The sequence below is a fragment of the Nonomuraea sp. NPDC049378 genome (assembly GCF_055586745.1).
Window position 1 is genome coordinate 133,904 of the sequence record NZ_JBVJHP010000020.1, and the last position, 20,704, is coordinate 154,607.

The following is a 20,704-nucleotide window of genomic DNA, read 5'->3' on the forward strand; positions in this document are numbered from 1 at the left end:
TCTTCCCCCCCTCCCCCCCCCCCCCCCCCCCCCCCCCCCCCCCCCCCTCCCCCCCCCCCCCCCCCCCCCCCCTTCCCTCCTCCTCCCCCCCCCCCCCCCCCCCCCCCCCGCCGCAGCAAGGCCACGGCCGCGACGATCAGCGCCAGGGCCGCGAGCAGCAGCCACGAGAAACGACCCAGGAGCTCCTCCAGGCGAGCGGCCGACGCTCCGGCGAACGCGCCGAGGCCGACGTACACCGCCGACCACAACAGGGAACCCGCGAGCGACGCCGGGAGGAACCGGCCGTAGGGCACGTGCGCGGCCCCGGCGGCCGCGGGCGTGAGCGTGCGGACGATCGGAACCAGCCGGGTGACGAACACCGCGGCCGCGCCGTGGCGGTGCAGCGCGGCGGTCGCGCGATCCCAGTGGCGCACTCCGAGCCGTCGCACCACCCGGGTGCCGCGCATGCGACCGGCGTACCGGTGCCCGAGCCAGTAGCCGACGTGGTCGCCGGCGGTGACCCCCAGCGCCACGATCAGCAGCATGGCGGCGAACCGCACGGGGGTGGTCGCGGCGACGCCCAGCAGCAGCACGCCCGTCTCGCCGGGGACGACCGAGCCGACCCCCAGCCCCGACTCGGCGAACGCCATGGCTCCGGCCACCAACCCGAGCAGGGGGAAGGGAAGATCGCTCACTGCCTGAACGCCTTCAGCGATCCAGTCCACCCAGTGCCCCCCGCATCCCGACCGCCGCTTTCCCCGCTTGACCCTACTGTTCGTGTCCTGTGCGGTGCCCTGATCAGGCCATCGAGGCGGACGCTGCGCGCGACCCGACGATCGCGTGCGCTCAGGCCAGGGCGGCCTGGATCAGGGCCGTGCACGCGCTGGCGACCAGCACCGCCAGGACGATCCTTCTGAAGCGCTGCGGGTCCGTCCGCGCGAAGATCCGCTCTCCCAGCCACCAGCCCACGGCCATGCCGGGCAGGCCGGCGGCGGTCAGGAGCAGGCTGTCCGCGGTCAGCCGGCCGACGGCGACGAACCCCAGGACGGCCAGGGCGTCTCCCGCGCAGAACGTCGCCTGGAGCGTCGCGCGGAACTCGCGGGGTTCCAGCCTCATCGCCTGGAACGCCGCGACCACGGGAGGGCCGTTCATGCCGGTCGAGGTCAGCAGCGCTCCGCTGACGAAGCCGGCGGCCGCCGCGGAGCCGGCTCCGCGGCGGAGGGTCACCCCGCGGCCGAGGAGGAGGGTGAACGCCAGGACGACGCAGGCGATGAGCACCGACAGCGAGCGTGCGCTCAGCACCGTGATCGCGAGCAGGCCGAGCGGCATGCCGACGAGCCCCGCCCCGGTCACCAGGACCGCGATCCGTCGCTCGACGTGACGCCTCTGGTGGACGGCGATGGCGAGCGCGAGCAGGCCTCCCAGGGCCGTCACCACCGTGACGGCGGTCTGGGGTCCGATCAGGAGGGTCAGGAGCGGTACGGCGACGAGGGCGAAGCCGAAGCCGCTCAGGGCCTGGGCGAAGGCCGCCAGCGCCGCGATCGCCACCACGCCGGCGACGAGTGTCGTCATCACTCACGTTTCCTTCGGTCTGTTCCATCGGCTTCGGTCGTTTCCGCGAGCGTCGCGTTCCGGCAGGCGAGGGGGCCGATGCGCGCGGCTCCTGTCAAGGGTGGCCGCCGGCCAGCGCGTTCGTCTCGTCGAGTGCCGCGCCGAAGCCGGCCATCAGAGCCTCCTGAGGGGACGCTCGCCTTCAGGCGATGGGGGAGTCGGGAGCGGGAGGTCCGCCAAGGCTCGGGCGTTCAGTGGCAGAACCTCGGACACCGTCGCCTCCTGCGGGTAGGACGGTGCTTGTGCTTCCGGGCATCGGTCAGGGCTTGGCCGTCGTCTCCCGCGTAAGCGGGGCGAGAAGCCGCTTCCTTCAGGGAGCGGAGGAGTCACCATCGGGTACACGCGGGTCTCGCGGTCCTGCCGCTCGATCCAGCCGTCGTCGTGGCCGCCGTACCGCGCGGTCCTGCCGCCGGCGAAGCTCCTGTCACCCAGCGGGGGGAACTTCCCGAACGCGCAGACGGCGGCCGCGTGCGCGGCGTTCTCGATGTGGGGCACGACGACGGCGGTGGCGCCGAAGTCGAGAGCCTGCTGGATCGGCCCTCTCTCCGGCCCCAGCACCTCGAGGTTCAGCCCTCGGAGGAACAGGACGAAACGGTCCAGGTCGGCGAGGTCGAAGGTGCCGTGTTCGATGTCGAGGACCACGGCGCCGTAGCCCAGGCCGGCGACGATCTCGGCCGCGGCGAAACCGGGACCGGACAGCCATGCGGCGTACCTTCGGTCCTGCTCGTACGTCATGGAGTCTCCTTCGGGGATGTAGTATACGCTGTGTATACACATGGACAGGGGGTGGCATGAATCAGTCACTCGGCAACGGCCGGGCGATGACAGCCGGCGAGCGTGCCTACCAGTGGACGCGGGAGGCGATCCTCAGCGGGCGGATCCCCGAGGGGGCGTTCCTCGAGGAGAAGCTCGTCTGTGACGAGGCCGGAGTGTCACGCACCCCCGTACGCGAGGCGTTCCACCGTCTGGCCGCGGAGAAGTTCATCGACCTGCTGCCCCGTCGAGGCGCCCAGGTGCGGCGCGTGACAGCCGGAGAGCTCTTCGAGACCTACGAGATGCGGCTGCTGCTCGAGCTCCACGGCTTCAAGATCCTCTGCGACAAGAGCATCGACATCCCGGCCGGGCTGTCCGAGCATCTTGACCGGATGGAGGACCCCGAACGGGTGGCACGGGTCCGCGCCGGTGACCGGGACGCCATCGCCGAGCACGCGAAGATGGACTTCTTCTTCCACTACTCCTTCGTGCGGGCGACCGGCAACAGCATCCTGATCGACCTCTACGCGACCCTGCAGCCGCGCCACCAGCGGATCGCGGTCAGCGCCGTGTCCCTGCGCCCCAAGCGCCTGGAAGTCATCGCCCCGGAGCACCGCACCCTGCTGAAAGCGCTGACCGATCACGACTTCGACACCGCCGAGCGGACCCTGCGCCACCACCTGCGCCCCGACGAGACAGTCGTCTCCCACCTGAGGTGACGGCGCGCGGCGCTCGGCCTGCTCGACGGGATCGGGCACCGGCGCCGCCGCGATCAGCCTCCTGGTGTAGTCCGTACGCGGATCGCGCAGCACGTCACGGGCGGGCCCGCTCTCCACCAGCCGCCCGTGCTGCAGGACGGCGACGTCGTGGGAGAGCAGCTCGACGACGCCGAGGTCGTGGCTGATGAACAGACAGGAGAAGCCGAGCCTGTCCTGCAGGTCCTGGAACAGCCGCAGGACGGTGGCCTGAACCGAGACGTCGAGCGCCGACGTCGGCTCGTCGGCGATGAGCAGCTCCGGATCGAGCGCCAGCGCGCGGGCGATGCCGACGCGCTGCCGCTGGCCGCCGGACAGCTCGTGAGGGAACCTGTCGGCCCAGCTCGTGGGCAGTTCGACCTGGTCGAGGAGGCTGAGCACCCGCTTGCGGACGGCCTGGCGATCCGCGTAGCGGTTCACGATCATGGGGGCCGCGATCGAGTCTCCGATCGACAACCGCGGGTTCAGCGACGACCCCGGGTCCTGGAAGACCATCGAGTATTTCCTGCGCAGGCCGCGCAGTTGCCTGGGCCTGAGGCTCGTCACGTCCTGCCCGCAGACCTCGATGGAGCCGGCCGACGCCCGCACCAGGCCGACCATCGCCCGGCCGATGGTGGACTTGCCCGAGCCGGACTCGCCCACGAGGCCGAGGACCCTGCCCTTCTCGATGGTGAAACTGACTCCGTGGACGGCCTTGAAGCCCTTGCGGCCCAGCCGCCCCGGATACTCGACCTCCAGATCGGACACGCGGAGGGTCGTGTCCCCGCCCCCGCCGGCCGTGGCCGCGTCCGCGTGCCCTCCGGGCTCCTGCCGCGGCACCGCGGAGAGCAGCTTCCTGGTGTACTCGTGCCGCGGGTCGGAGAACAGCCGGGTGACCGGCGCCTCCTCGACGACCTCCCCCTGCCTCATGACGACCACCCGATCGGCGAGATCGGCGACCACCCCCATGTCGTGGGTGATGATGACGACCGCTGAGCCGAGGTCCTCCCGCAGGCGGCGGAGCAGCTCCAGGATCTCCGCCTGGACCGTGACGTCGAGCGCCGTGGTCGGCTCGTCGGCGATGATCACCTCCGGCGAACCGGAGATGGCCATGGCGATCATGGCGCGCTGGCGCTGACCACCGGAGAGCTGGTGCGGGTAGCTGTTGATCCGGCGCTCCGGCTCCGGGATCCCGACCTTCTTCAGCAGCTCCAGCGTCCGCGCGCGGGCCTCGGCCGCCGGCACGGGCTCGTGACACTGGATCGCCTCGATGATCTGCTCTCCGATGGTGTAGACGGGGTTGAGCGCCGTCATCGGCTCCTGGAAGATCATCGCGATCCTCCTGCCCCTGATGGCGCGCAGAGCCTCCTCGCCGAGGCCGAGCATCTCGGTGTCGCCGAAACGGATGCTGCCCCGGCGACGCGAGTTCGGCGCCAGCAGCCCGAGCACCGACATCGAGCTCACGGACTTGCCGGAGCCGGACTCTCCGACCAGCGCCACCACCTCGCCCTTGGCAACCGAGAAGCTGACGTCCCTCACGGCCGGTGTCCACTCGCCGGCGATCCGGAAGTCCACGGAGAGCCGCTTGACCTCAAGAATCGGGTCGGAAGGAATCGTGCCGGTTGTCATGGCCTCTCCTCAGATGCTCGTGCGGGGGAAGGACGGTGAGCTACTTCGCCGACGCGGTGTTCTTGTCGTACTCCCGGATGTACGCCGAGCAGAAACCGATCACGCGCTCGATCCAGATCTCGCCGGTCTTCGCACTGCCCAGGCTCACGTCGCCGGTGCATCCCGTCGAGCTGACCTCGGAGAAGTCCCAGAAGACGGTGCCGCGGACGTCGTAACCGGGAATCGCCGCCTCCGTGTAGCTCGTCGGGGTCCAGCCGCTGGAGGACTCCAGGCCCCCGGCCACGGCGAGGTCGCCCTGCACCTGGTCGGGGAACATCGCGAGCATCGCGGAGTGCTCGGGCTCCGCCCCGTGGCCGTACGCCTTGGCCGGGTCGTCGTACACGTCGCGCATGAGCGCGTAACCCAGCTGCCACGGATACAGATGCCCGATCAGGACCCCGAAGTCGCGCCTGGCGTCGAGGCCCGCGCCCGTGACCGGCCCGACGTTCCCGCCGTTGTTGTCGACGATGATGATGCGCCTGAAACCGGACTTCACCAGCGCCTCGATGATCTCGTACGTGACGTTGCGCAGCGTGGCCTGGCTCAGCGAGAGGTTGCCGTGGTAGCCGCGGAACGTGCCGGAGTGCCCGTAGTTGAGGGCCGGCGCGACATAGCAGCCGTTCTCCTTCGCCAGCTTGTCCGCGACCCACTCGGCCACGATGGAGTCCTCATGGACCGGCAGGTGCGGCCCGTGCTGCTCGACGGCTCCGATGGGCAGAAGGATGATCGGATCCTGCTCCGCCAACTCCTTGACCTGGGTCCAGGAGAGCTCGCCGAGCCTGTGCGTGGCGGGAAGGGCCATGGTGATGGGGTTTCCTTTCTGAGATGCCGTCGTGGCCGGGGAAAGCGGTGGTCAGGTGCGGTGACGCGGGTCGAGGAGGTCGCGCATGCCGTCCCCGAACACGTTGAGCGCGAGGACGACGAGGATGATGAGCACGGACGGGTAGATCAGGAGCGTCGGCTGGACCTCGAGGAAGTCACGTCCCGCGCCGACCATCGTGCCGAGGGACGGAAGCGGCGGCTGCGCCCCGAGGCCGAGGAAGCTCAGGCCCGCCTCCATCTGGATGGCGAAGCTCACCGAGAGGCTGAGCTGGACGATGATCGGCGCGGCCACGTTCGGCAGGATCGTCTTGGCGAGGATGTCGGCCGGTCTGGTCCCCATGATCTCCGAGGCCTCGACGTACTCCATGGTCCTGATCGAGAGCACCTGGCTGTAGACGATCCGGGTGAACCTCGGGATGTAGAGCACGCCGATGACGAGGACGACGTTGACCAGCGCCGGGCCCAGAATCGCCACCACCGCGATCGCCAGCACGATCGGAGGGAAGCTGAGCAGCACGTCGATGCCGCGCATGATGATCGTCGACACCCACCGGCCCACGTAACCGGCCACCAGGCCCAGCGCGACCCCGATGACCCCCGCCACCAGCACCGCCGACAGGGCCACACCGAGGGAGGTGCGCAGCCCGATCAGCAGGCGGGACAGGACGTCGCGGCCGAAGTCGTCGATGCCCAGCGGCCCGCCGGAGGTCAGCGGCTTGCCGACGATGTCGCGGTAGTCGTAGGGGGCGATGACCGGCGCGAACACCGCGACGACGGCGACCAGCAGGAGGAACGCGCCCGCGATGGACGTCCTGCGGTTCGACGCCATCCGCTTGAGGAAGGGTTGCCTGCCGGCGCCTTCGGCCAACGACGCGCCAGGCAGGGCCTGCGCCAGTGACTCGGGAGCAGTTGCCATCAGAGTCCCCCGAGGGGACCGTCGCCTTCAGGCGACGGGTGAATCGGGAGCGGGAGGCCCTTCAAGGCCCGAGCGTGCCCCGACCTGTCGGGTCTGCGCATCGCGGATGTCCTTCCTGGTTTTGTCGGCGCCAGCCGGTATCGTGGCGGTGTTGTTACCGAACGTGATGAGGGGTGGGGTGTGCGCAGGTCGTTCAGATTCCTGTTGCGCCCCACTGCCCGGCAGGCGGCGGCGCTGGCGGCGTGCCTGGAGGATCACAGGCAGCTGTACAACGCCGCCTTGGAGCACCGGCGCACCGCTTACGACAGGGCGGGGGTGAGTGTCCGGTACGGCGAGCAGTCGGGCGAGCTGAAACACATCCGCGCCGATGATGCGGATGGGCAGGGGCGTTGGTCGTTCTCTTCCCAGCAGGCCACGCTGCGACGGCTCGACAAGGCGTTTCGCGCGTTCTTCAAGCGGGTCGGCGAGGGTCGCGCGCCGGGCTTTCCGCGTTTCAAGGGGCGTGGCCGGTTCGACACCGTGGAATGGCCGAAGGACGGTGACGGCTGTCGGTGGGATGCTCAGCCCGGCCACCCCACCACGACCTACGTGCGGCTCCAGGGGGTCGGGCACGTCCGCGTCCACCGGCACCGCGCGGTCAAGGGCCGGGTGAAGACGATCGCGGTGAAGCGGGAAGGCAACCGGTGGTTCGTGGTGCTGTCGTGCGACGACGTGCCGACTGAACCGCTGCCCGCCACCGGCGCGGTCGCGGGGATCGACATGGGCGTGGCGTCCCTCGTCACGACCAGCGGCGGACAGCATCTGAGCAACCCCCGTCACCTGGCCGCGTCCGCTGGCCGGCTGGCGGACGCGCAGCGGGCTCTGGCCCGGAAGGAACGGGGCTCCAAGCGGCGGCGTAAGGCGGTGGCCCGCGTGGCCGCGTTGCACGCCAGGGTGCGCAGGCAACGTCTGGACGGCGCGCACAAGGCCGCGCTCGCCCTGGTCCGCGCCTATGACGTGATCGTGCACGAGGACCTGCGGATCGCGCACATGACCCGCTCGGCGTCCGGCACGATCGAAGCGCCCGGCCGGGGCGTCGCCGCCAAGTCCGGCCTCAACCGGAGCATCCTGGACGCGGGCTGGGGGGTGTTCCTGACGATCCTCGCGCACAAGGCTGAAAGCGCCGGTCGCAAACTGATCGCGGTGAACCCCGCCGGCACCTCCCGCACCTGCGCCCGCTGCGGGCACAGCGCGAAGGAGAACCGCGTCACCCAAGCCGCGTTCGCCTGCACGGCGTGCGGGCATGCCGCACACGCCGACGTCAACGCGGCCATCAACATCGTGAGGGCAGGGCTTGCCCTTCGCCAGGCTGCGCAAGCGGCTTAGCGAGAAGCCGCTTCCTTCAGGGAGCGGAGGAGTCACGATCAGTTGTCCTCCGCCCGAGGATCGAGGGCTCTGACCACCAGGTCCCCGACGAGGTTGACCAGGATGACGATGGTCGCCGCGGCGAGGACCACGGCCTGGATGACGGGGTAGTCGCGCTGCCCCACGGCGTTCATGAGCAGGGAGCTCATTCCCGGCCACCCGAAGATGGTCTCGACCAGGACCGTGCTTCCGATGAGCGTCGTCAGCTCGACGGTCGTCATGGAGACCACGGGAAGCATGGCGGTCCGCAGCGCGTGACGTTTGATGACGCGCTTTTCGACGAGCCCTTTGGCCCGTGCCGTACGCACGTAGTCCGCGTTGAGCGTCTCGAGCATCGCCGCTCTGGTCATCCGGGTGACCACGGCGCATGAGGCCGCCGCCAGCGTGACCACAGGAAGGACGAGGATCTGCAGGTGCGCGACGGGATCCTCCAGCGGCGCGGCGAAGCGGCGCGGCGGCAGGACGGGGATGAGGACCGCGAACACCAGCAGGAGCAGGGTTCCGACGACGAAGACGGGAAGGGAGATCCCGAAGATCGACCCCGCGACGAGTGCGTGGTCCGCCGGCTTGTCGGCCCGCGTGGCGGCGATGCGGCCGAGCACGATGCCGGCCACCAGGGAGACGGCCAGGGCGAGCAGGACCAGCTCGAGGGAGTTGCCGATCCGGGAGGGGAGGTCCTGCATCACCGCGCGGCCGCTGATGAGGGAGGTGCCGAGGTCTCCCTGGAGGAGCCGCGCCCAGAAGCCGAAGAACTGTCCGAGGAAAGGCTCGTCGAGGTGCATCGCGGCCCGGGTCAGCGCCACCTGCTCCTCCGTGGCGGCGTCCCCCAGGGCGGCCCTGGCGGGATCGCCGGGGATGAGCCGGGCCAGGAAGAACACGATGCTTCCGACGAAGAGCAACTGGACGATCGCCTGGGTGAATCGTCTGACAAGGAAACGCCTCACGCTGTCTTCTCCATCCAGGTCCGGCGGAGGGCCGTGGCGGTCCACGCGCCCTTCGGCGGGTGCTCGTAGCCCCTGACGTAGGTGTAGTGAGCCTCGCCCTGCTCGCGGCGGACGGTGTAGGTCATCGGGACCAGCTCCAGCGCTCGTTTCTCGGCTTCGAGGTAGATCTCGTTCCGCAGAGCCGGGTCGGTCGTCCTCCTTCCCTGGTCGAGCAGGTCGTCGATCCTGTCGTCCTGGAAGTCGAGGTTCTTCGCGAAGGTGCCGGTGCCGCCGATGAAGTCACGCAGCGACGCGGGATCGCCGAACTTCGGCGCCGTCCCCCACGAGTGGACCGGGAACGACTTGGCGGAAACGCTGGCCCTGAAGGTCAGCCACTCCTGCTGGGTGAGGTGCACGTTCATGCCGGCCGCGCGCAGGCCTGGCAACATCGCCTGTGCCGGCCGGGCGATGACCGAGTACGAGCTGGTGGTGACCACCGGCAGCGTCAGCCCTTCCTGACCCGCCTGCTTGAGCAGGTATTTCGCCTGCTCGGGGTCGTACGGCATGGAGCCGTCGAGCTGCCGCGCGTAGGGGGCGAAGATCTCGGGCATCAGGGCCCCGTCCATGGGCCGCCCGTTCCCGAGCAGCGCGGTGTCGAGGACCGACGGCCTGTTGATCGACATGGCGACCGCCCTGCGGACGCGCACGTCGTCGAACGGCCGCCGGCTGGTGACGAACCCGACGAAGCCGAAACCGAACGTCTTGTCGGACGCGAACCGCAACCGCGGATTGCCGGTGATGACTCCGACATGGGTCGCCGGAACATAGTCGATCATGTCGACGGTGGCGGTGCGGAGCGCCGTCACGCGCGCGTAGTCATCGCTCATCGGCTGGAACACGATGCCGTTGAGGTACGGCAGTTCGGGCTCGAAGTAGTCGTCGAACCGGACGAAGGTGGTGCTGACGCCGGGGATGCGCTCGACGAACCGGAACGGGCCGGTGCCCATCACCTGGGTCTTGGTGTTCGCGCCCGACTCGATCCACTTCCTGGACACGATGTTGGAGGTCGGCGCCGCGAGGGCGAACGGGAAGGCCACGTCGGGCTGCTTGAAGCGGAAGACCACGGTGGTGGCGTCGACGGCCTCGACGGAGGCGACCTGTTCGAGGAGCGGCCCGGACGTCGCCGTGGTGTCCTTGTCCATCATGCGGCGGAACGAGAAGACCACGTCCTCGGCCGTCAGGGTGGACCCGTCGTGGAACCTCACGCCCGGACGGAGCTTGACCTTGTACGTCCGCTCGTCGGTCCAGCCGAACTCGGTCGCGAGATCGGCGACGATCTCGCCGGCGCCGTCGTACTGGACCAGGCCGTTGTAGGAGAGCTGCCGCAGATAGTCGGACGCGCTGCCCGTGGAGACGTGCGGATCCAGGTTGGCCGGATCGGTGGACAGGCCGAAGTGAAGAGCTCCGCCGCGGTTCGGACCGCCGGGTTTGGGCCTGATGGCCTCCATGGACTCTGGCAAGGTCACCGGGTTGCCGCAGGCCGCCAGAGTCGTGGTCCCCAACGCGGCGGCACCTCCCGCGAGGAAGCTTCGCCTGCTCATCATCGCCATGACATCTCTCCAGGTGGCCGGGCCTGACACTGAGCCGTCTTGGGTAGGAGTCCAGCACGTATGGCGCATGTATACACGGCGTTCACACGAGGGGTCAACGGCTATCCGGAAACCCGACCGCACGCCGGCCCGGAACCCGGCCAGGTTCCGGGCCGGCGTGCCGCGCGGCTCACCCGCCGTCCGCGTCCTCGATGATGCGGAACACGGGATGGCGAGGGGCGATCAGGCGGAACCGCTCCAGCGGCGCCGCCGGCGCGAGACCCAGGTGCGGTCTCGCGCCGGGCGCGATGGCGAGGTAGCGGCGCAGGATCTCGGCGCGGTGCTCAACCGGGACCTCCTCCAGCCTGACCGGCAGCTCGCGCCCTCGGCGGCGGAGTACGGCCCGGCCGTCCGCGGCGTGGACGTTGCGCACCCAGTTCGCGTCCGGCCCGAGCATGGACACGAGGAACTCGGCGCCCTGGTGCTCGGCGATCGCGACGGGGACCTGGGTGAGGTTGCCGCTGCGGCGTCCGGCCACCTGGAGCACGGCGCCCTGGCGCGGCGCCGACCACCCGAACCGGTACGCCAGCGCGTCGAACCGGTTGACGAGCCGCATGAACGTGTTGGGCCGTCCGTTCCGGTACGTCCAGCGCTTGAGCGCCGCGACCCCGCGCAGGACGGCCCTGAGCGTCGTCCCCGCCGTCATACCGCCCTTCTCCACAGCAGGACGACCGCTGCGAGTCCGGGGAGCAACGGCAGGAACTGCAGCCAGCCCAGCAGCGGCGCGAGCCCGACCTGACCGTTGATGTCCTGAGTCGTCACGCCCGCTACCGCGACGCAGAGCGCGATCGCGAACATGCCGGACGCCGGCCAGCGGGCCCAGCCTCTGCCGCCGCGGGCCGCCCAGGCGGTGCCGAGCCAGCCGAGGAGTCCCAGGGCTCCCACGACGGACAGGATCACCGTGTACGCGGTTACGGCGGCGTCGACCTCTCCCGGCCCGTAGGCCGGGTAACCCGCGTGGATGTGGCCGGCCAGGCCGGCCCGGTCGACGAACGCGAAGAGGGTGACGAGCACCGTGAGGGCGGCGCCGCCGTACATCAGGGGGAGAGCCGTCTGCCTGGCCGGTTTCGTTGCCGACGCTGTCATGGTTCGAGTCCTTCCGGATTCTTACAACGTATGTTTGTCGTCCACCACTATACTTACGACGTAAGAATCCGTGCTGTGAGAAGGGCCACCATGTCCCCCAAGCGCACCCGCGGCCAGAACGCCGGGCTGACCCGCCAGGCCATCCTTCGTGCGGCCCTGGCGCTGGCCGACCGCGAAGGGCTGAAGGCGCTGTCGATGCGCCGCATCGGCCAGGAGCTCGGGGTCGAGGCCATGTCCCTCTACCAGCACGTCGCCGGCAAGGACGCCCTGCTGGACGGCCTGGTCGAGCAGCTGTTCACGCAGGCCGCGCCACCGCTGGCCGAGGCCGCCTCATGGCAGGAGGGCCTGCGTGGCTACGGCCACACGTTGCTGCGCGTCCTGCTCGCGCACCCGAACGTCATCCCCCTGGTTGTCGGCCGGCCCGCGATCACCCCGCAGAACCTGCACCTGATGGAGGACGCGCTCCACATGCTGCGGGCTGCCGGACTGCCGCTGGAGCGGGCCCTGGACATGTTGTACGCCGTGACCGGTTTCGTCGTCGGTCACGTCGCCATCCTGGCCGCCAGCGGGAGTGACCGGCACGCGCCGGGCGACCGGCTGCAGGCGATACCCGATCCGGATCTGCGCGAGACCCCGCTCCTCGCCGAGGCCACCCGAGCCCAGCGTCCCTCCGGACCGGACCCCCGCTTCGGATTCGCGCTCGAAGCCATGCTGAGGGGCTTCGAGACAGGGTGACCCGCCCGCGGGGCATATATGATCGACCTTTTGGTTTGGTTTTGCCCGATTGTCGGAAGGACTCCATGTCCCACCCCCTCAGCCGGCGGTCCGCCCTGCTGGGCGCCGCGGGCGTGGCCGGCCTCACCCTCTGGGAGGAGCCGGCCGAGGCGGCCGGCGGCGCCGCCTTCGACGCCGCGCGCGAGCGGTGGGTGGGCCTGCTGGCCGGCAGGTCGTACGACCCCGCCTACGCCGACAAGACGCGGGCGGTCGAGGGCTCGGCCCACGCGGTGCTGCGCAAGCTGAAGCCGGCCCCCGGCCGCCCGAGCCTCTGGCCCGACCTGCCGCTGGACGACCCGAGGACGGGCAACTTCAACCGCGCCTACAACCGCATGCGCACCCTGGCGCTGGGCTGGGCCACGCCGGGCACCGCCATGCACCGGGACAGGCAGGTCGCCGAGACCGCGGTCAGGGCGCTGGACTTCCTGTACGAGCACGCCTACCACGAGAAGCTCGACCCGCGGGGCAGCAACTGGTTCTGGTGGGAGATCGGCGTGCCCCGCTCGCTCACCGACACCTGCGCCCTGCTCTACGACGGCCTGCCCAAGGACCGTCTCAAGCGCTGGTTGCGCCCGTTGCGCCGCTGGTGCCCCGACCCGGAGCGCCGCGTCAGCCATCCCGGCGTGACCGAGACCGGCGCCAACCGGGCGAGCAAGGCCATGGCGGTGGCGATGCGGGGATTACTCACCCACGACGCACGGCTCGTCAAGCGGGCCAAGCACGCGGTCTCCGACCTGCTGCGGACGACCAGAGGCCCGGGTGACGGCTTCTACCGTGACGGATCGTTCATCCAGCACGACGTGTACCCCTACACCGGCAGCTACGGCGTCGACTACCTGGAGAGCGTGGCCAAGCTGATCGCCATGCTCGCGCACTCGCCCTGGGAGATCTCCGACACCGGCAAGGTCTACGACATCGTGGATCGCTCGTTCGTGCCGTTCGTCTTCGACGGGCTGATGATGGACTGCGTACGCGGCCGGGCCATCTCGCGCCAGGGCCACCGCGACTACCACGCGGGACAGAAGACCGTGGAGGCCATCCTCACCCTGCTGGACGCGGCGCCCGAGGGCCATGCCCGGCGCTGGCAGCCGATGGTGAAAGGCTGGCTCACCCGCAACCAGGCCGTCCCCTACGACACGCTCGCGCCGCTGGCGAGCATCGCGAAGGCCAGGGCCCTGCTGGAGGACCGGTCGGTGCCGGTCGGCCCGCGGACGACGGGCACGTACGTCTTCGCCGACATGGACCGGGTCGTGCACCGCCGCCCCACCTGGGCCTTCGCGATCGCGATGAGCTCGGAGCGCATCGGCGCGGCCGAGGCCATGAACCGGGAGAACCTGCACGGCTGGTACACCGGCGACGGCATGACCTACCTCTACACCGGCGACCTCACGCACTGGAACGACGATCTGTGGCCCACGATCGACCCGTACCGGCTGCCGGGCACGACGGTGGACACCCGCAGGCGCGCCGATCTCCGGCACGGCAGGCGCCGCCTGCCGCCCACCCCGTGGGCCGGCGGCGTGGCGCTCGACGGGTTCGGCGTGGCGGCCATGAAACTGGTCGCCGGCGGCTCCTCGTTGCGGGCCAAGAAGGCGTGGTTCCTGCTCGACGACGCGGTGATCGCGCTCGGCGCCGGGATCACCGCCTCGGACGACCGCCGCATCGAGACCGTCGTGGACAACCGCAACACCCATGACCGGCATCCGCGGTTGTGCCGGGGCGACGGCTGGGTGCACCTGTGCGGTGTGGCCGGCTACGCGCTGCTCGACGGCGCCGACGCGAAGGTGGTCCGCGAGAAGCGCACCGGCCGCTGGCGCGACATCGACAAGGGCGCCACCACGGGCGGCGACAAGACCCGCGTCACCAGGCACTACACGACGATCCTCGTCGACCACGGCGTCGATCCGCGCAAGGCGCGCTACGCCTACGCCGTGCTGCCCGGCGCCTCCGTCGCGCAGACCGCGGCCTACGGCCGGCAGGTCGAGATCCTCGCCAACTCCGGAGGGGCGCAGGCCATCTCCCGCGACGGCCTGCTCGCCGCCGTGTTCTGGCGCGCGGGGACCGTGGAGACCGCGGACGGGCCGCTCGCCGCCGACGGCCCGTGCACGCTGCTGATCCGCCGCGACGACGAGAACGTACGGCTCGCGGTCTCCGACCCGTCCAGGACCGCCGGCGAGGTGAAGATCACGCTGCCCTGGCCGGTGAAGTCGGTCAGGACCGGTGACCGCGGCGTGCGTAGAACTAAGAAGTCGGTCAAGGTGGAGCTCGACGGCAGCCGCGGGCACGCCCGCACCGCGGTGGTACGCGTCTGACCCACCGGAGGTGACCGGCCTCGGCGACCGTGCGGCCGGTCACCTCGCAGGGCGGGGCCAGGCTCAGGGCGCCGCGTGCTCCGCCAGGTCCGGCCCGGGCAGCCGCCAGCCCGCCGTCCACAGGCGCGCCCCCGACCGGCGGTCGAGGCGGCGCAGGAACGACAGGACGCCCGCGGTGCCCGTGCTCCAGGTGTAGGCGGCCCTGTCGAGGTCGTTGCCGGGGAAGACCGGCTGCGCCGGCTCGCCGCCGGCCCTCACCAGCATCAACTCGGCGATCTTCTCGGCGTGACGCCAGTAGCCGTCATCGCCCGTGAGCATCGCCAGGTCGATCAGCGCCTCCCCGGTGCCGGCCAGGCCGCAACACTGGGAGACCACCCAGGCCTGCGGGGCGACGACCAGGCACGCCCGCGCGCCCCGCTCGGCCAGGTCGAGGTAGCGATCATCGCCGTACGCGCGGGCCGCGCGGGCCAGCGTGCCGGCGATGCCCGACATGCCCTGGCACCAGGAGGCCCCCATCGCCCGGGCGTCCGGGCCGTGCAGCTCGGCGATCAGCGCCTCGGCCTGGCCGGCCAGCGCCGCTAGCCGCTCCCGCGCTGCCTCGCCCGCCGCCGGGTCGCCCGTGGCCTCGTGGTAGGAGAGCAGGAAGTCCGCGCAGCCCGCGTCGCCGTGGGCGTACGCCGCGTCGACGGACACGCCGGATCCGGGCTGGGCGGGCGCCACGGCGTCCTCCGACCGCGTGACCTGACCCGTGATCAGCAGCCGGGCGCACTCGGCGGCGATCCGCAGGTGCCGGGCGTCGCCGGGTTCGAGGGCGGCCAGCGCCAGGTGGCCCGAGCCGATGCCCGCCACGCCGTGCGCCTGGTCGGCACGTTGCGGGCCGTCGATGGTGACGGGGTCCGGAGCCCTCAGCTCCGGCGCGGCGGTCAGCCGGGCCGCGGTCAGGAACAGGGCGGTGCCGGTGCGGCCGAAGTACAACGAGGGCGGGAGCTTGGCGGGCGGCATCACGCGGGACGTCCACCGGGCCAGGTCGGCGGCCACGGCCCTGGACGCCGCATGGTGCAGCAGCTCCATGCCGACTCCTGCGCAGCCGCCGTAGACGTTGGTCACCGGCGGGCTCTCCCGGCGGGCGTCCTCGGGCCCGGCCATCAGCTGCTCGGCGAAGGCCGCGCACTCGCGCACGGTGTGGTCGAGCGCCTTGGACAGCAGCTCCCCGGTGAGCGCCGGTGTGGCGGGCACCCTCCACCGCCTCGCGGGCGCCCGCCCGCCGGCCGCGACGGGGACGCACCTGATCGCGGCGGCGGCCGCGGCGCGGTCGGCGGGGTCGAGGCTCAGCAGGCCGGGCAGCAGGCCGAGCACGCCCGTGGTGACGTCCGGGTACATCCCCGCCAGGCACATGAGCGTGCGCTCGACGTTACGGACCGGGTCCGGGCCGATCATGATGGGGTTCATCCCGGTGGCCGCGAAGAACAGGGTGGCGCCCAGCGAGAAGTAGTCGTCGTCGGGCACGGACTCCCGGTCGGTGTGCTGGTCGGGGACGCTGTAGCCGCGGCTCCACCCGGGCAGCTGCAGCCCGTCGTACCTGCTGTTGCCGAAGTCGATGAGGGTGCAGCGGCCGTCCTCGCCGAGCACGACGTTCTTGGGCGACAGGTCGCGGATGACGACGCCGTGCGCGTGCACCGCGTCGATCACCTCCAGCAGCCGGACGGCGAGCGCGCCGAGGTCGCGGCCACCGCTCGCGGGCTCCTCGCCGAACAGGCCCTTCTCCGCCACGAACCGGTTGAGGTCCAGGCTGCCCGCGTCGGTCATGACGAGGAACTCGTCCTCGCCGTGCCGGAAGTGGTCGATCGGCTCCGGTACGCCCGCCACGCCCTTGAGCGCCTGGAGGACGCGCAGCTCGTTGCGGAGGTACATCCGCAGGTCCCAGCCCTCGACGTTCTCCCCGACGTACGCGCGGGCCTCCTTGACCACGACCCGCCGGCCGGTGGCGTCGGCGGCGCGGTAGACGTTGCCGCGCGGGCCACGAACCACGCCGGACGTCACGCGGTACCGGCCGCCGATGACCCTGCCGGCCGTTTCCGGGCCGATCGATTGCGGGCCGATCGATTCCGGGCCGGTCGTTTCCGCGGGTTCTTCCGGTGACGCGGGTTCAGCGTCCGGCGATGCGGCTTCCTCCGCGGGGCGGAAGGGGTCGGTTGCCCAGGGCGGGCAGGTGAACTCGGGGCCGGCGGCGCCCGGCAGGTGCTCGCCGTCCGGACCGGTCACGATCAGCTCGAAGTCGCCGTTCTCGTCCACGCGGTACTGCGGGGCGAACGGGGCGTACCTGTAGTACACGGGGGCGCCGGGACGGACCTGCCGGTCGCTGACGATGCGCGGGGCCGACAGCCCGGACAGGGCGTCGGCGAGGGTGTGGCCCAGCTCGACCACCGCGTCCTGATCCGGGTAGATCGTCATGGCCTTGCCCACGGCTCCCGGGTCGACGTCTCCGGTGTTGAGCTCCATGAGCCGGCGGGAGGAGCGGGCGACCTTGAAGGCGTAGCCGGTGCCCGCCAGGATCGGCAGCGCGCGGTCGAGGGTGTCGGCGAGCGTGCCGGGACGTGCGGAGACGTGGATTTTCCAGCCCTGTAATGGAACGTCGTGGTGAGGGTCGTGGACGCTGATCCACGTGTCGTCCTCGTACATTTCCCTACCGTTTGACTCGGCAAATTGGGTAAGGCGGTCGACCACATTGTTGTCCACAGTCATCCCCTGAAACGGAGTAAGTCGGCCTCGCATGAGAAAAGGCCATCAGAACCGCGCCGATGGCCTTTCTCCAGCGCTTCACCTCACCACGCGTCACCGCGTGGGATCAGGCGCTTCACACAATGGACGGGCAGCACGGGAAGCTGCTGCACACCGTACGCTTGCAGGTGTTGACGCAGGCCTGAGGGCCATGGAGCAGCTTGCTCAGCTCGCCTTCGAAGTCGACGGCGAGATCTTCGTACTCCAGGACTCCGGCGTCGCGGGGCTCCAGGGCGAGGACCGACATGAGGGCTCCTTCCTTGGCCGCCTATGGGCGGCCGACGTGGGGATCCGAGCCTCGGGAGTGCGCCGGTGGGCGCCTTTCCCGTGCCCTGCTCACGGGCGGGAATCGCGGGTACGTTCCCGCACCGCGAGCAAACGGATGCATTATGTGCATATATCCAGAAGCCTGTCCAGAGGGTGACCGTAACGCCCATAATCCCTTTACATGCACCTTTACACCAAGAGTTCGATCTTCTAGATTGGCGTGCGTGATAGGGGGATCTCCGGTGTGCCGCTCCTCGAACGGCACCCTCGCGTGAGGCTCTGGCGGCGCAAACGCAGGACCGGCGTCCCGGATGACCGGTCGGGGCTCATGGTCGCGTACTGGGAGAGCCACGACGAGCACCTGCTGACCGCCACCCTCGGCACGATCGCCCGCAAGCTGCCGTCCCTGGTGGCCGCCGCGCTGCGGATGGCGTGGCAGGCCAGCCCTCGCGACACGGCCGTGGCCCTGCTGGGCAACCTGGCCGCCGGCTTCTTCACCGTCTTCGGCCTGGTGACCACCTCCGACGTGCTGGCCTCGCTGTTCGCCGCCGGCCCCACACCCGACCGGGTACGCGCGGCGCTGCCCTCGCTGCTGCTCGTCGCCGCCGCCACAGGGTTGCGCGGCGCGCTGCTGGCCGGCGCCGGATGGGCGCAGGCCCGGCTCAAACCGCTGGTCGAGCGGCTGGCCGAGACCCGCCTGTTCGAGCTGACCACCCGGGTGGAGCTGGCCGCGTTCGACGACCACGACTTCCACAACGCGATGCGGAGGGCCCGCGACAGCGGCGTGCCCGACACCGCCACCGTGGTGGAGACGACGATCGCCGTGGTCACCGGCGCGGTCGGCGTGCTGGCCTCGGCCGTGGCGCTCGGCCTGCTGCACCCGATCCTCATGCCGTTGCTGCTGGTGGCGGCCGTGCCGGCCGGATGGGCCGCGGTGCGCATGGCGCGCCTCGGCTACCAGGCGTTCTACCGGCTGTCCGCCGCGCGGCGGCGCAAGTTCATGTTGTCCGACCTGATGGCCGAGCGGCAGCCCGCCGCCGAGGTGCGGGCGTTCACGCTCAGGGACTTCCTGCTCGGCCAGTACTCCAAGGTGGCCGGCCTGGAGCAGGACGTCCAGCTCGACGTGGCGCGGCGGCGGACCGTGATCAAAGCGGGCGGTGACCTGCTGACCGGCGTGGCCACGGCCGGCGTGTACGTCGCGCTCGGCGTGCTGCTGGCCGTCGGCGTCATCCCGCTGTCGGTGGCCGGCGCGGCGGTGCTGGCGATCAGGACCGGGCAGGTGTCGCTCACCGCCCTCATCCAGACCATGAACCGGCTCTACGAGGCAGGCCTCTACTTCGGCGACTACCTCGCCTTCTGCGACCTGGCCCGGGAGCGGATCCCCCCGCCGCCCGCCACGCCCGCACCCTCCGCGGAGCCGGCGCCGTTCCACCTGCTGACGGCCGAGAACGTCACGTTCACCTATCCCGGCGCCGACCGGCCCGCACTGTCGGGAGTCAGCGTGACCGTCGGCCGGGGTGAGGTCATCGCCCTGGTCGGCGAGAACGGCTCGGGCAAGACGACCCTGGCCAAGCTGCTGGCCGGCCTCTACCACCCGCAGGAGGGCACGATCAGCTGGGACGGCGTGGACCTCGCCGCGTTCGACGGCGACGCGCTGCGGCGGCGGATCTCCGTGATCGCCCAGGATCACACGCGCTGGCCGCTCACCGTCCGCGAGAACATCGTCATGGGACGGCCCCTGGAGGAGGGCCGGCTGGCCGCCGCCACCGCCGCGGCGGGCGCCGACGAGGTGGTGTCGCGGTTGCCCGACGGCTACGACGCGCTGCTCGACCGCCGGTTCCGGGGCGGCCACGACCTCTCGGGCGGCCAGTGGCAGCGCATCGCCGTGGCACGCGGCTTCTACCGCGACGCCGCGCTGGTCATCTTCGACGAGCCGACCTCGGCCCTGGACGCCCGTGCCGAGCACGCCCTGTTCGAGCGGATCCGCGGCCACGCCGACGACCGCACCATCGTGCTCATCACCCACCGGCTGGCCAGCGTCCGCTACGCCGACCGCATCTACGTGCTCGACGGCGGCGCGATCGCCGAGCACGGCACGCACGCCGAGCTGATGGAACGCGACGGCCTGTACGCCGGCCTGTACGAGCTGCAGGCCTCGGCCTACCACCAGACGGTGCCATGATCGTCGCCGAGTCGGCGTACCTCGCCGTGACCGCCGCGCTGCTGTTCGCGGCGCTGGGCAAGCTGCGGGACGTGCCCGGCTTCGCCCGGTCGGTGGCCGGCTACCAGGTGCTGCCGGACGGGCTGGCCGGGCCCGCCGCGGTGGGCGTGCTCGCGGCCGAGCTGGCCGCCACCGGCCTGCTGCTCGTTCCGGGCGGCCGGCGGTGGGGCGCTGCGGTGGCGGGCCTGCTGTTCGCGGCGTTCCTCGCGGCCATGGCCTCCGTCATGCGGCGCCGGATGACCGTGAACTGCGGGTGCTTCGGCGGCCGTGACCTCGTCGGGGCCGGCACGCTGCTGCGTACGGGCCTGCTCCTGGCCCTCGCGGTGACGGCGGCCCTGGCGGGGCCGGTCGCGTTCGCGCCCGTCCAGCTTCCCGTGGCGGCGGTCCTGCTCGGGCTGGCCATCCTGCCCGCGCGGCTGCTGCATGTGGACAGACCCGCGTCAGGACCGCGCCCCGGCGCCCGCTTCGCGCTGGCCGGCGCGCCTGAGCCGGACGGCGACCGGGTGATGTACGCGCTGGTCTCGCCGGCGTGCGGGCTGTGCGGGGCGATGCTCCCGGAGTTCGCCGCGGCGGCCGCCCGCCTGGAGGTCGTGCTGGTCAGCGCGGTGGACGGACACGGTGGCGACGGGCTGCCCGTGGTCGTGGACCCGGACGTCTTCGACCGCAACGACATCCCGTGGCCGCCGTACGTCGTGGTGACCGACCGTGCCCGAACCGTCCTGGCGGCCGGCGGCGCGGCCACGCCCGCCCAGCTGGAGCAGATCCTGTCCGGCGCCGAAGCGGCCGCTCCCCGCCGCGAGCATTGAG

17 protein-coding genes and 1 pseudogene are annotated in these 20,704 nt (G+C 71.2%); 6 read left to right on the forward strand and 12 right to left on the reverse strand.

The genetic code is table 11. From position 1 onward, the window contains the following. From ACZ6SA_RS36860 to ACZ6SA_RS36870, 3 genes are all read right to left on the reverse strand, one after another. Positions 1–704 (reverse strand): DedA family protein (locus ACZ6SA_RS36860; RefSeq protein ID WP_465833448.1); only part of this gene is annotated, 704 nt, incomplete at its 3' end. 121 nt (positions 705–825) lie between these two features. Continuing rightward, the gene (locus ACZ6SA_RS36865) at positions 826–1,551 is read right to left on the reverse strand and encodes a sulfite exporter TauE/SafE family protein (protein WP_347648746.1); all 726 of its coding nucleotides are present in this window, start codon (positions 1,549–1,551) and stop codon (positions 826–828) included. A gap of 153 nt (positions 1,552–1,704) precedes the next feature. Next, entirely contained in the window at positions 1,705–2,325 is a 621-nt protein-coding gene (locus ACZ6SA_RS36870) for an HpcH/HpaI aldolase family protein (protein ID WP_465833450.1), read from the reverse strand. An 86-nt stretch (positions 2,326–2,411) separates the two neighbouring features. Here ACZ6SA_RS36870 and ACZ6SA_RS36875 point away from each other — a divergent pair, with 86 nt between their 5' ends. Beyond that, the gene (locus ACZ6SA_RS36875) at positions 2,412–3,062 is read left to right on the forward strand and encodes a GntR family transcriptional regulator (protein ID WP_465833543.1); all 651 of its coding nucleotides are present in this window, start codon (positions 2,412–2,414) and stop codon (positions 3,060–3,062) included. 21 nt (positions 3,063–3,083) lie between these two features. Here the strand turns inward: ACZ6SA_RS36875 and ACZ6SA_RS36880 are convergent. The 3 genes and pseudogenes from ACZ6SA_RS36880 to ACZ6SA_RS36890 all read right to left on the reverse strand — a co-directional run. Beyond that, positions 3,084–4,706: pseudogene (locus ACZ6SA_RS36880) on the reverse strand (ABC transporter ATP-binding protein); the annotation flags it as partial. A 40-nt stretch (positions 4,707–4,746) separates the two neighbouring features. Beyond that, positions 4,747–5,547 carry a creatininase family protein gene (locus ACZ6SA_RS36885; RefSeq protein ID WP_347648750.1) on the reverse strand — a complete coding sequence of 267 codons (801 nt, stop codon included), beginning with the start codon at positions 5,545–5,547 and terminating at the stop codon, positions 4,747–4,749. Positions 5,548–5,598: 51 nt separating this feature from the next. Next, positions 5,599–6,483 carry an ABC transporter permease gene (locus ACZ6SA_RS36890; protein ID WP_347648751.1) on the reverse strand — a complete coding sequence of 295 codons (885 nt, stop codon included), beginning with the start codon at positions 6,481–6,483 and terminating at the stop codon, positions 5,599–5,601. A 180-nt stretch (positions 6,484–6,663) separates the two neighbouring features. Between ACZ6SA_RS36890 and ACZ6SA_RS36895 the strand changes: the two genes are divergently transcribed. Next, positions 6,664–7,848, forward strand: a complete 1,185-nt coding sequence (locus ACZ6SA_RS36895) for an RNA-guided endonuclease InsQ/TnpB family protein (RefSeq protein ID WP_465833453.1) — start codon at positions 6,664–6,666, stop codon at positions 7,846–7,848. Between the two features lie 38 nt (positions 7,849–7,886). Here the strand turns inward: ACZ6SA_RS36895 and ACZ6SA_RS36900 are convergent, their stop codons facing one another. The 4 genes from ACZ6SA_RS36900 to ACZ6SA_RS36915 all read right to left on the reverse strand — a co-directional run bounded on the left by ACZ6SA_RS36900 (position 7,887) and on the right by ACZ6SA_RS36915 (position 11,545). Continuing rightward, complete coding sequence (locus ACZ6SA_RS36900) at positions 7,887–8,831, reverse strand: ABC transporter permease (protein ID WP_347648752.1); 945 nt, start codon at positions 8,829–8,831, stop codon at positions 7,887–7,889. Continuing rightward, positions 8,828–10,372, reverse strand: coding sequence for an ABC transporter substrate-binding protein (locus tag ACZ6SA_RS36905; protein ID WP_465833455.1), 1,545 nt, complete (start codon positions 10,370–10,372; stop codon positions 8,828–8,830). Before ACZ6SA_RS36905 ends, ACZ6SA_RS36900 begins: the two co-directional genes overlap by 4 nt. 217 nt (positions 10,373–10,589) lie before the next feature. Then, on the reverse strand, positions 10,590–11,105 hold the full coding sequence (locus tag ACZ6SA_RS36910) for a nitroreductase/quinone reductase family protein (protein WP_347648753.1): 516 nt from the start codon (positions 11,103–11,105) through the stop codon (positions 10,590–10,592). Beyond that, positions 11,102–11,545: a hypothetical protein gene (locus ACZ6SA_RS36915; protein ID WP_347648754.1), complete on the reverse strand. Its 444-nt coding sequence runs from the start codon at positions 11,543–11,545 to the stop codon at positions 11,102–11,104. The genes ACZ6SA_RS36910 and ACZ6SA_RS36915 overlap by 4 nt, the downstream gene beginning before the upstream one ends. A gap of 90 nt (positions 11,546–11,635) precedes the next feature. Between ACZ6SA_RS36915 and ACZ6SA_RS36920 the strand changes: the two genes are divergently transcribed. Together ACZ6SA_RS36920 and ACZ6SA_RS36925 are read left to right on the forward strand one after the other, a co-directional pair. Continuing rightward, a complete protein-coding gene (locus ACZ6SA_RS36920) occupies positions 11,636–12,280 on the forward strand; it encodes a TetR/AcrR family transcriptional regulator C-terminal domain-containing protein (protein WP_347648755.1) in 645 nt (214 codons plus the stop codon). Positions 12,281–12,345: 65 nt separating this feature from the next. Further along, positions 12,346–14,631 carry a polysaccharide lyase 8 family protein gene (locus ACZ6SA_RS36925; protein WP_465833458.1) on the forward strand — a complete coding sequence of 762 codons (2,286 nt, stop codon included), beginning with the start codon at positions 12,346–12,348 and terminating at the stop codon, positions 14,629–14,631. Between the two features lie 63 nt (positions 14,632–14,694). On the opposite strand, the gene lanL is transcribed toward ACZ6SA_RS36925, so the two are convergent. Then, positions 14,695–17,403 (reverse strand): class IV lanthionine synthetase LanL, encoded by a 2,709-nt coding sequence (gene lanL, locus ACZ6SA_RS36930; RefSeq protein WP_465833460.1) that lies wholly within the window; start codon positions 17,401–17,403, stop codon positions 14,695–14,697. Between the two features lie 82 nt (positions 17,404–17,485). Then, a complete protein-coding gene (locus ACZ6SA_RS36935) occupies positions 17,486–17,656 on the reverse strand; it encodes an SflA family class IV lanthipeptide (protein ID WP_165959921.1) in 171 nt (56 codons plus the stop codon). Between the two features lie 291 nt (positions 17,657–17,947). On the opposite strand from ACZ6SA_RS36935, the gene ACZ6SA_RS36940 reads away from it, so the two are divergent. Next, on the forward strand, positions 17,948–19,858 hold the full coding sequence (locus ACZ6SA_RS36940) for an ABC transporter ATP-binding protein (protein ID WP_465833463.1): 1,911 nt from the start codon (positions 17,948–17,950) through the stop codon (positions 19,856–19,858). Next, complete coding sequence (locus ACZ6SA_RS36945; protein ID WP_465833465.1) at positions 19,855–20,703, forward strand: MauE/DoxX family redox-associated membrane protein; 849 nt, start codon at positions 19,855–19,857, stop codon at positions 20,701–20,703. Before ACZ6SA_RS36940 ends, ACZ6SA_RS36945 begins: the two co-directional genes overlap by 4 nt. Position 20,704 lies beyond the last annotated feature (1 nt).

Bases quoted from the DNA above. Each gene is read 5' to 3' on its own strand.
- ACZ6SA_RS36865 (WP_347648746.1), bottom strand. From the start codon at position 1,551: ATGACGACACTCGTCGCCGGCGTGGTGGCGATCGCGGCGCTGGCGGCC.
- ACZ6SA_RS36870 (WP_465833450.1), bottom strand. From the start codon at position 2,325: ATGACGTACGAGCAGGACCGAAGGTACGCCGCATGGCTGTCCGGTCCC.
- ACZ6SA_RS36875 (WP_465833543.1), top strand. From the start codon at position 2,412: ATGACAGCCGGCGAGCGTGCCTACCAGTGGACGCGGGAGGCGATCCTC.
- ACZ6SA_RS36885 (WP_347648750.1), bottom strand. From the start codon at position 5,547: ATGGCCCTTCCCGCCACGCACAGGCTCGGCGAGCTCTCCTGGACCCAG.
- ACZ6SA_RS36890 (WP_347648751.1), bottom strand. From the start codon at position 6,483: ATGGCAACTGCTCCCGAGTCACTGGCGCAGGCCCTGCCTGGCGCGTCG.
- ACZ6SA_RS36910 (WP_347648753.1), bottom strand. From the start codon at position 11,105: ATGACGGCGGGGACGACGCTCAGGGCCGTCCTGCGCGGGGTCGCGGCG.
- ACZ6SA_RS36915 (WP_347648754.1), bottom strand. From the start codon at position 11,545: ATGACAGCGTCGGCAACGAAACCGGCCAGGCAGACGGCTCTCCCCCTG.
- ACZ6SA_RS36920 (WP_347648755.1), top strand. From the start codon at position 11,636: ATGTCCCCCAAGCGCACCCGCGGCCAGAACGCCGGGCTGACCCGCCAG.
- ACZ6SA_RS36925 (WP_465833458.1), top strand. From the start codon at position 12,346: ATGTCCCACCCCCTCAGCCGGCGGTCCGCCCTGCTGGGCGCCGCGGGC.
- lanL (WP_465833460.1), bottom strand. From the start codon at position 17,403: ATGCGAGGCCGACTTACTCCGTTTCAGGGGATGACTGTGGACAACAAT.
- ACZ6SA_RS36935 (WP_165959921.1), bottom strand. From the start codon at position 17,656: ATGTCGGTCCTCGCCCTGGAGCCCCGCGACGCCGGAGTCCTGGAGTAC.
- ACZ6SA_RS36945 (WP_465833465.1), top strand. From the start codon at position 19,855: ATGATCGTCGCCGAGTCGGCGTACCTCGCCGTGACCGCCGCGCTGCTG.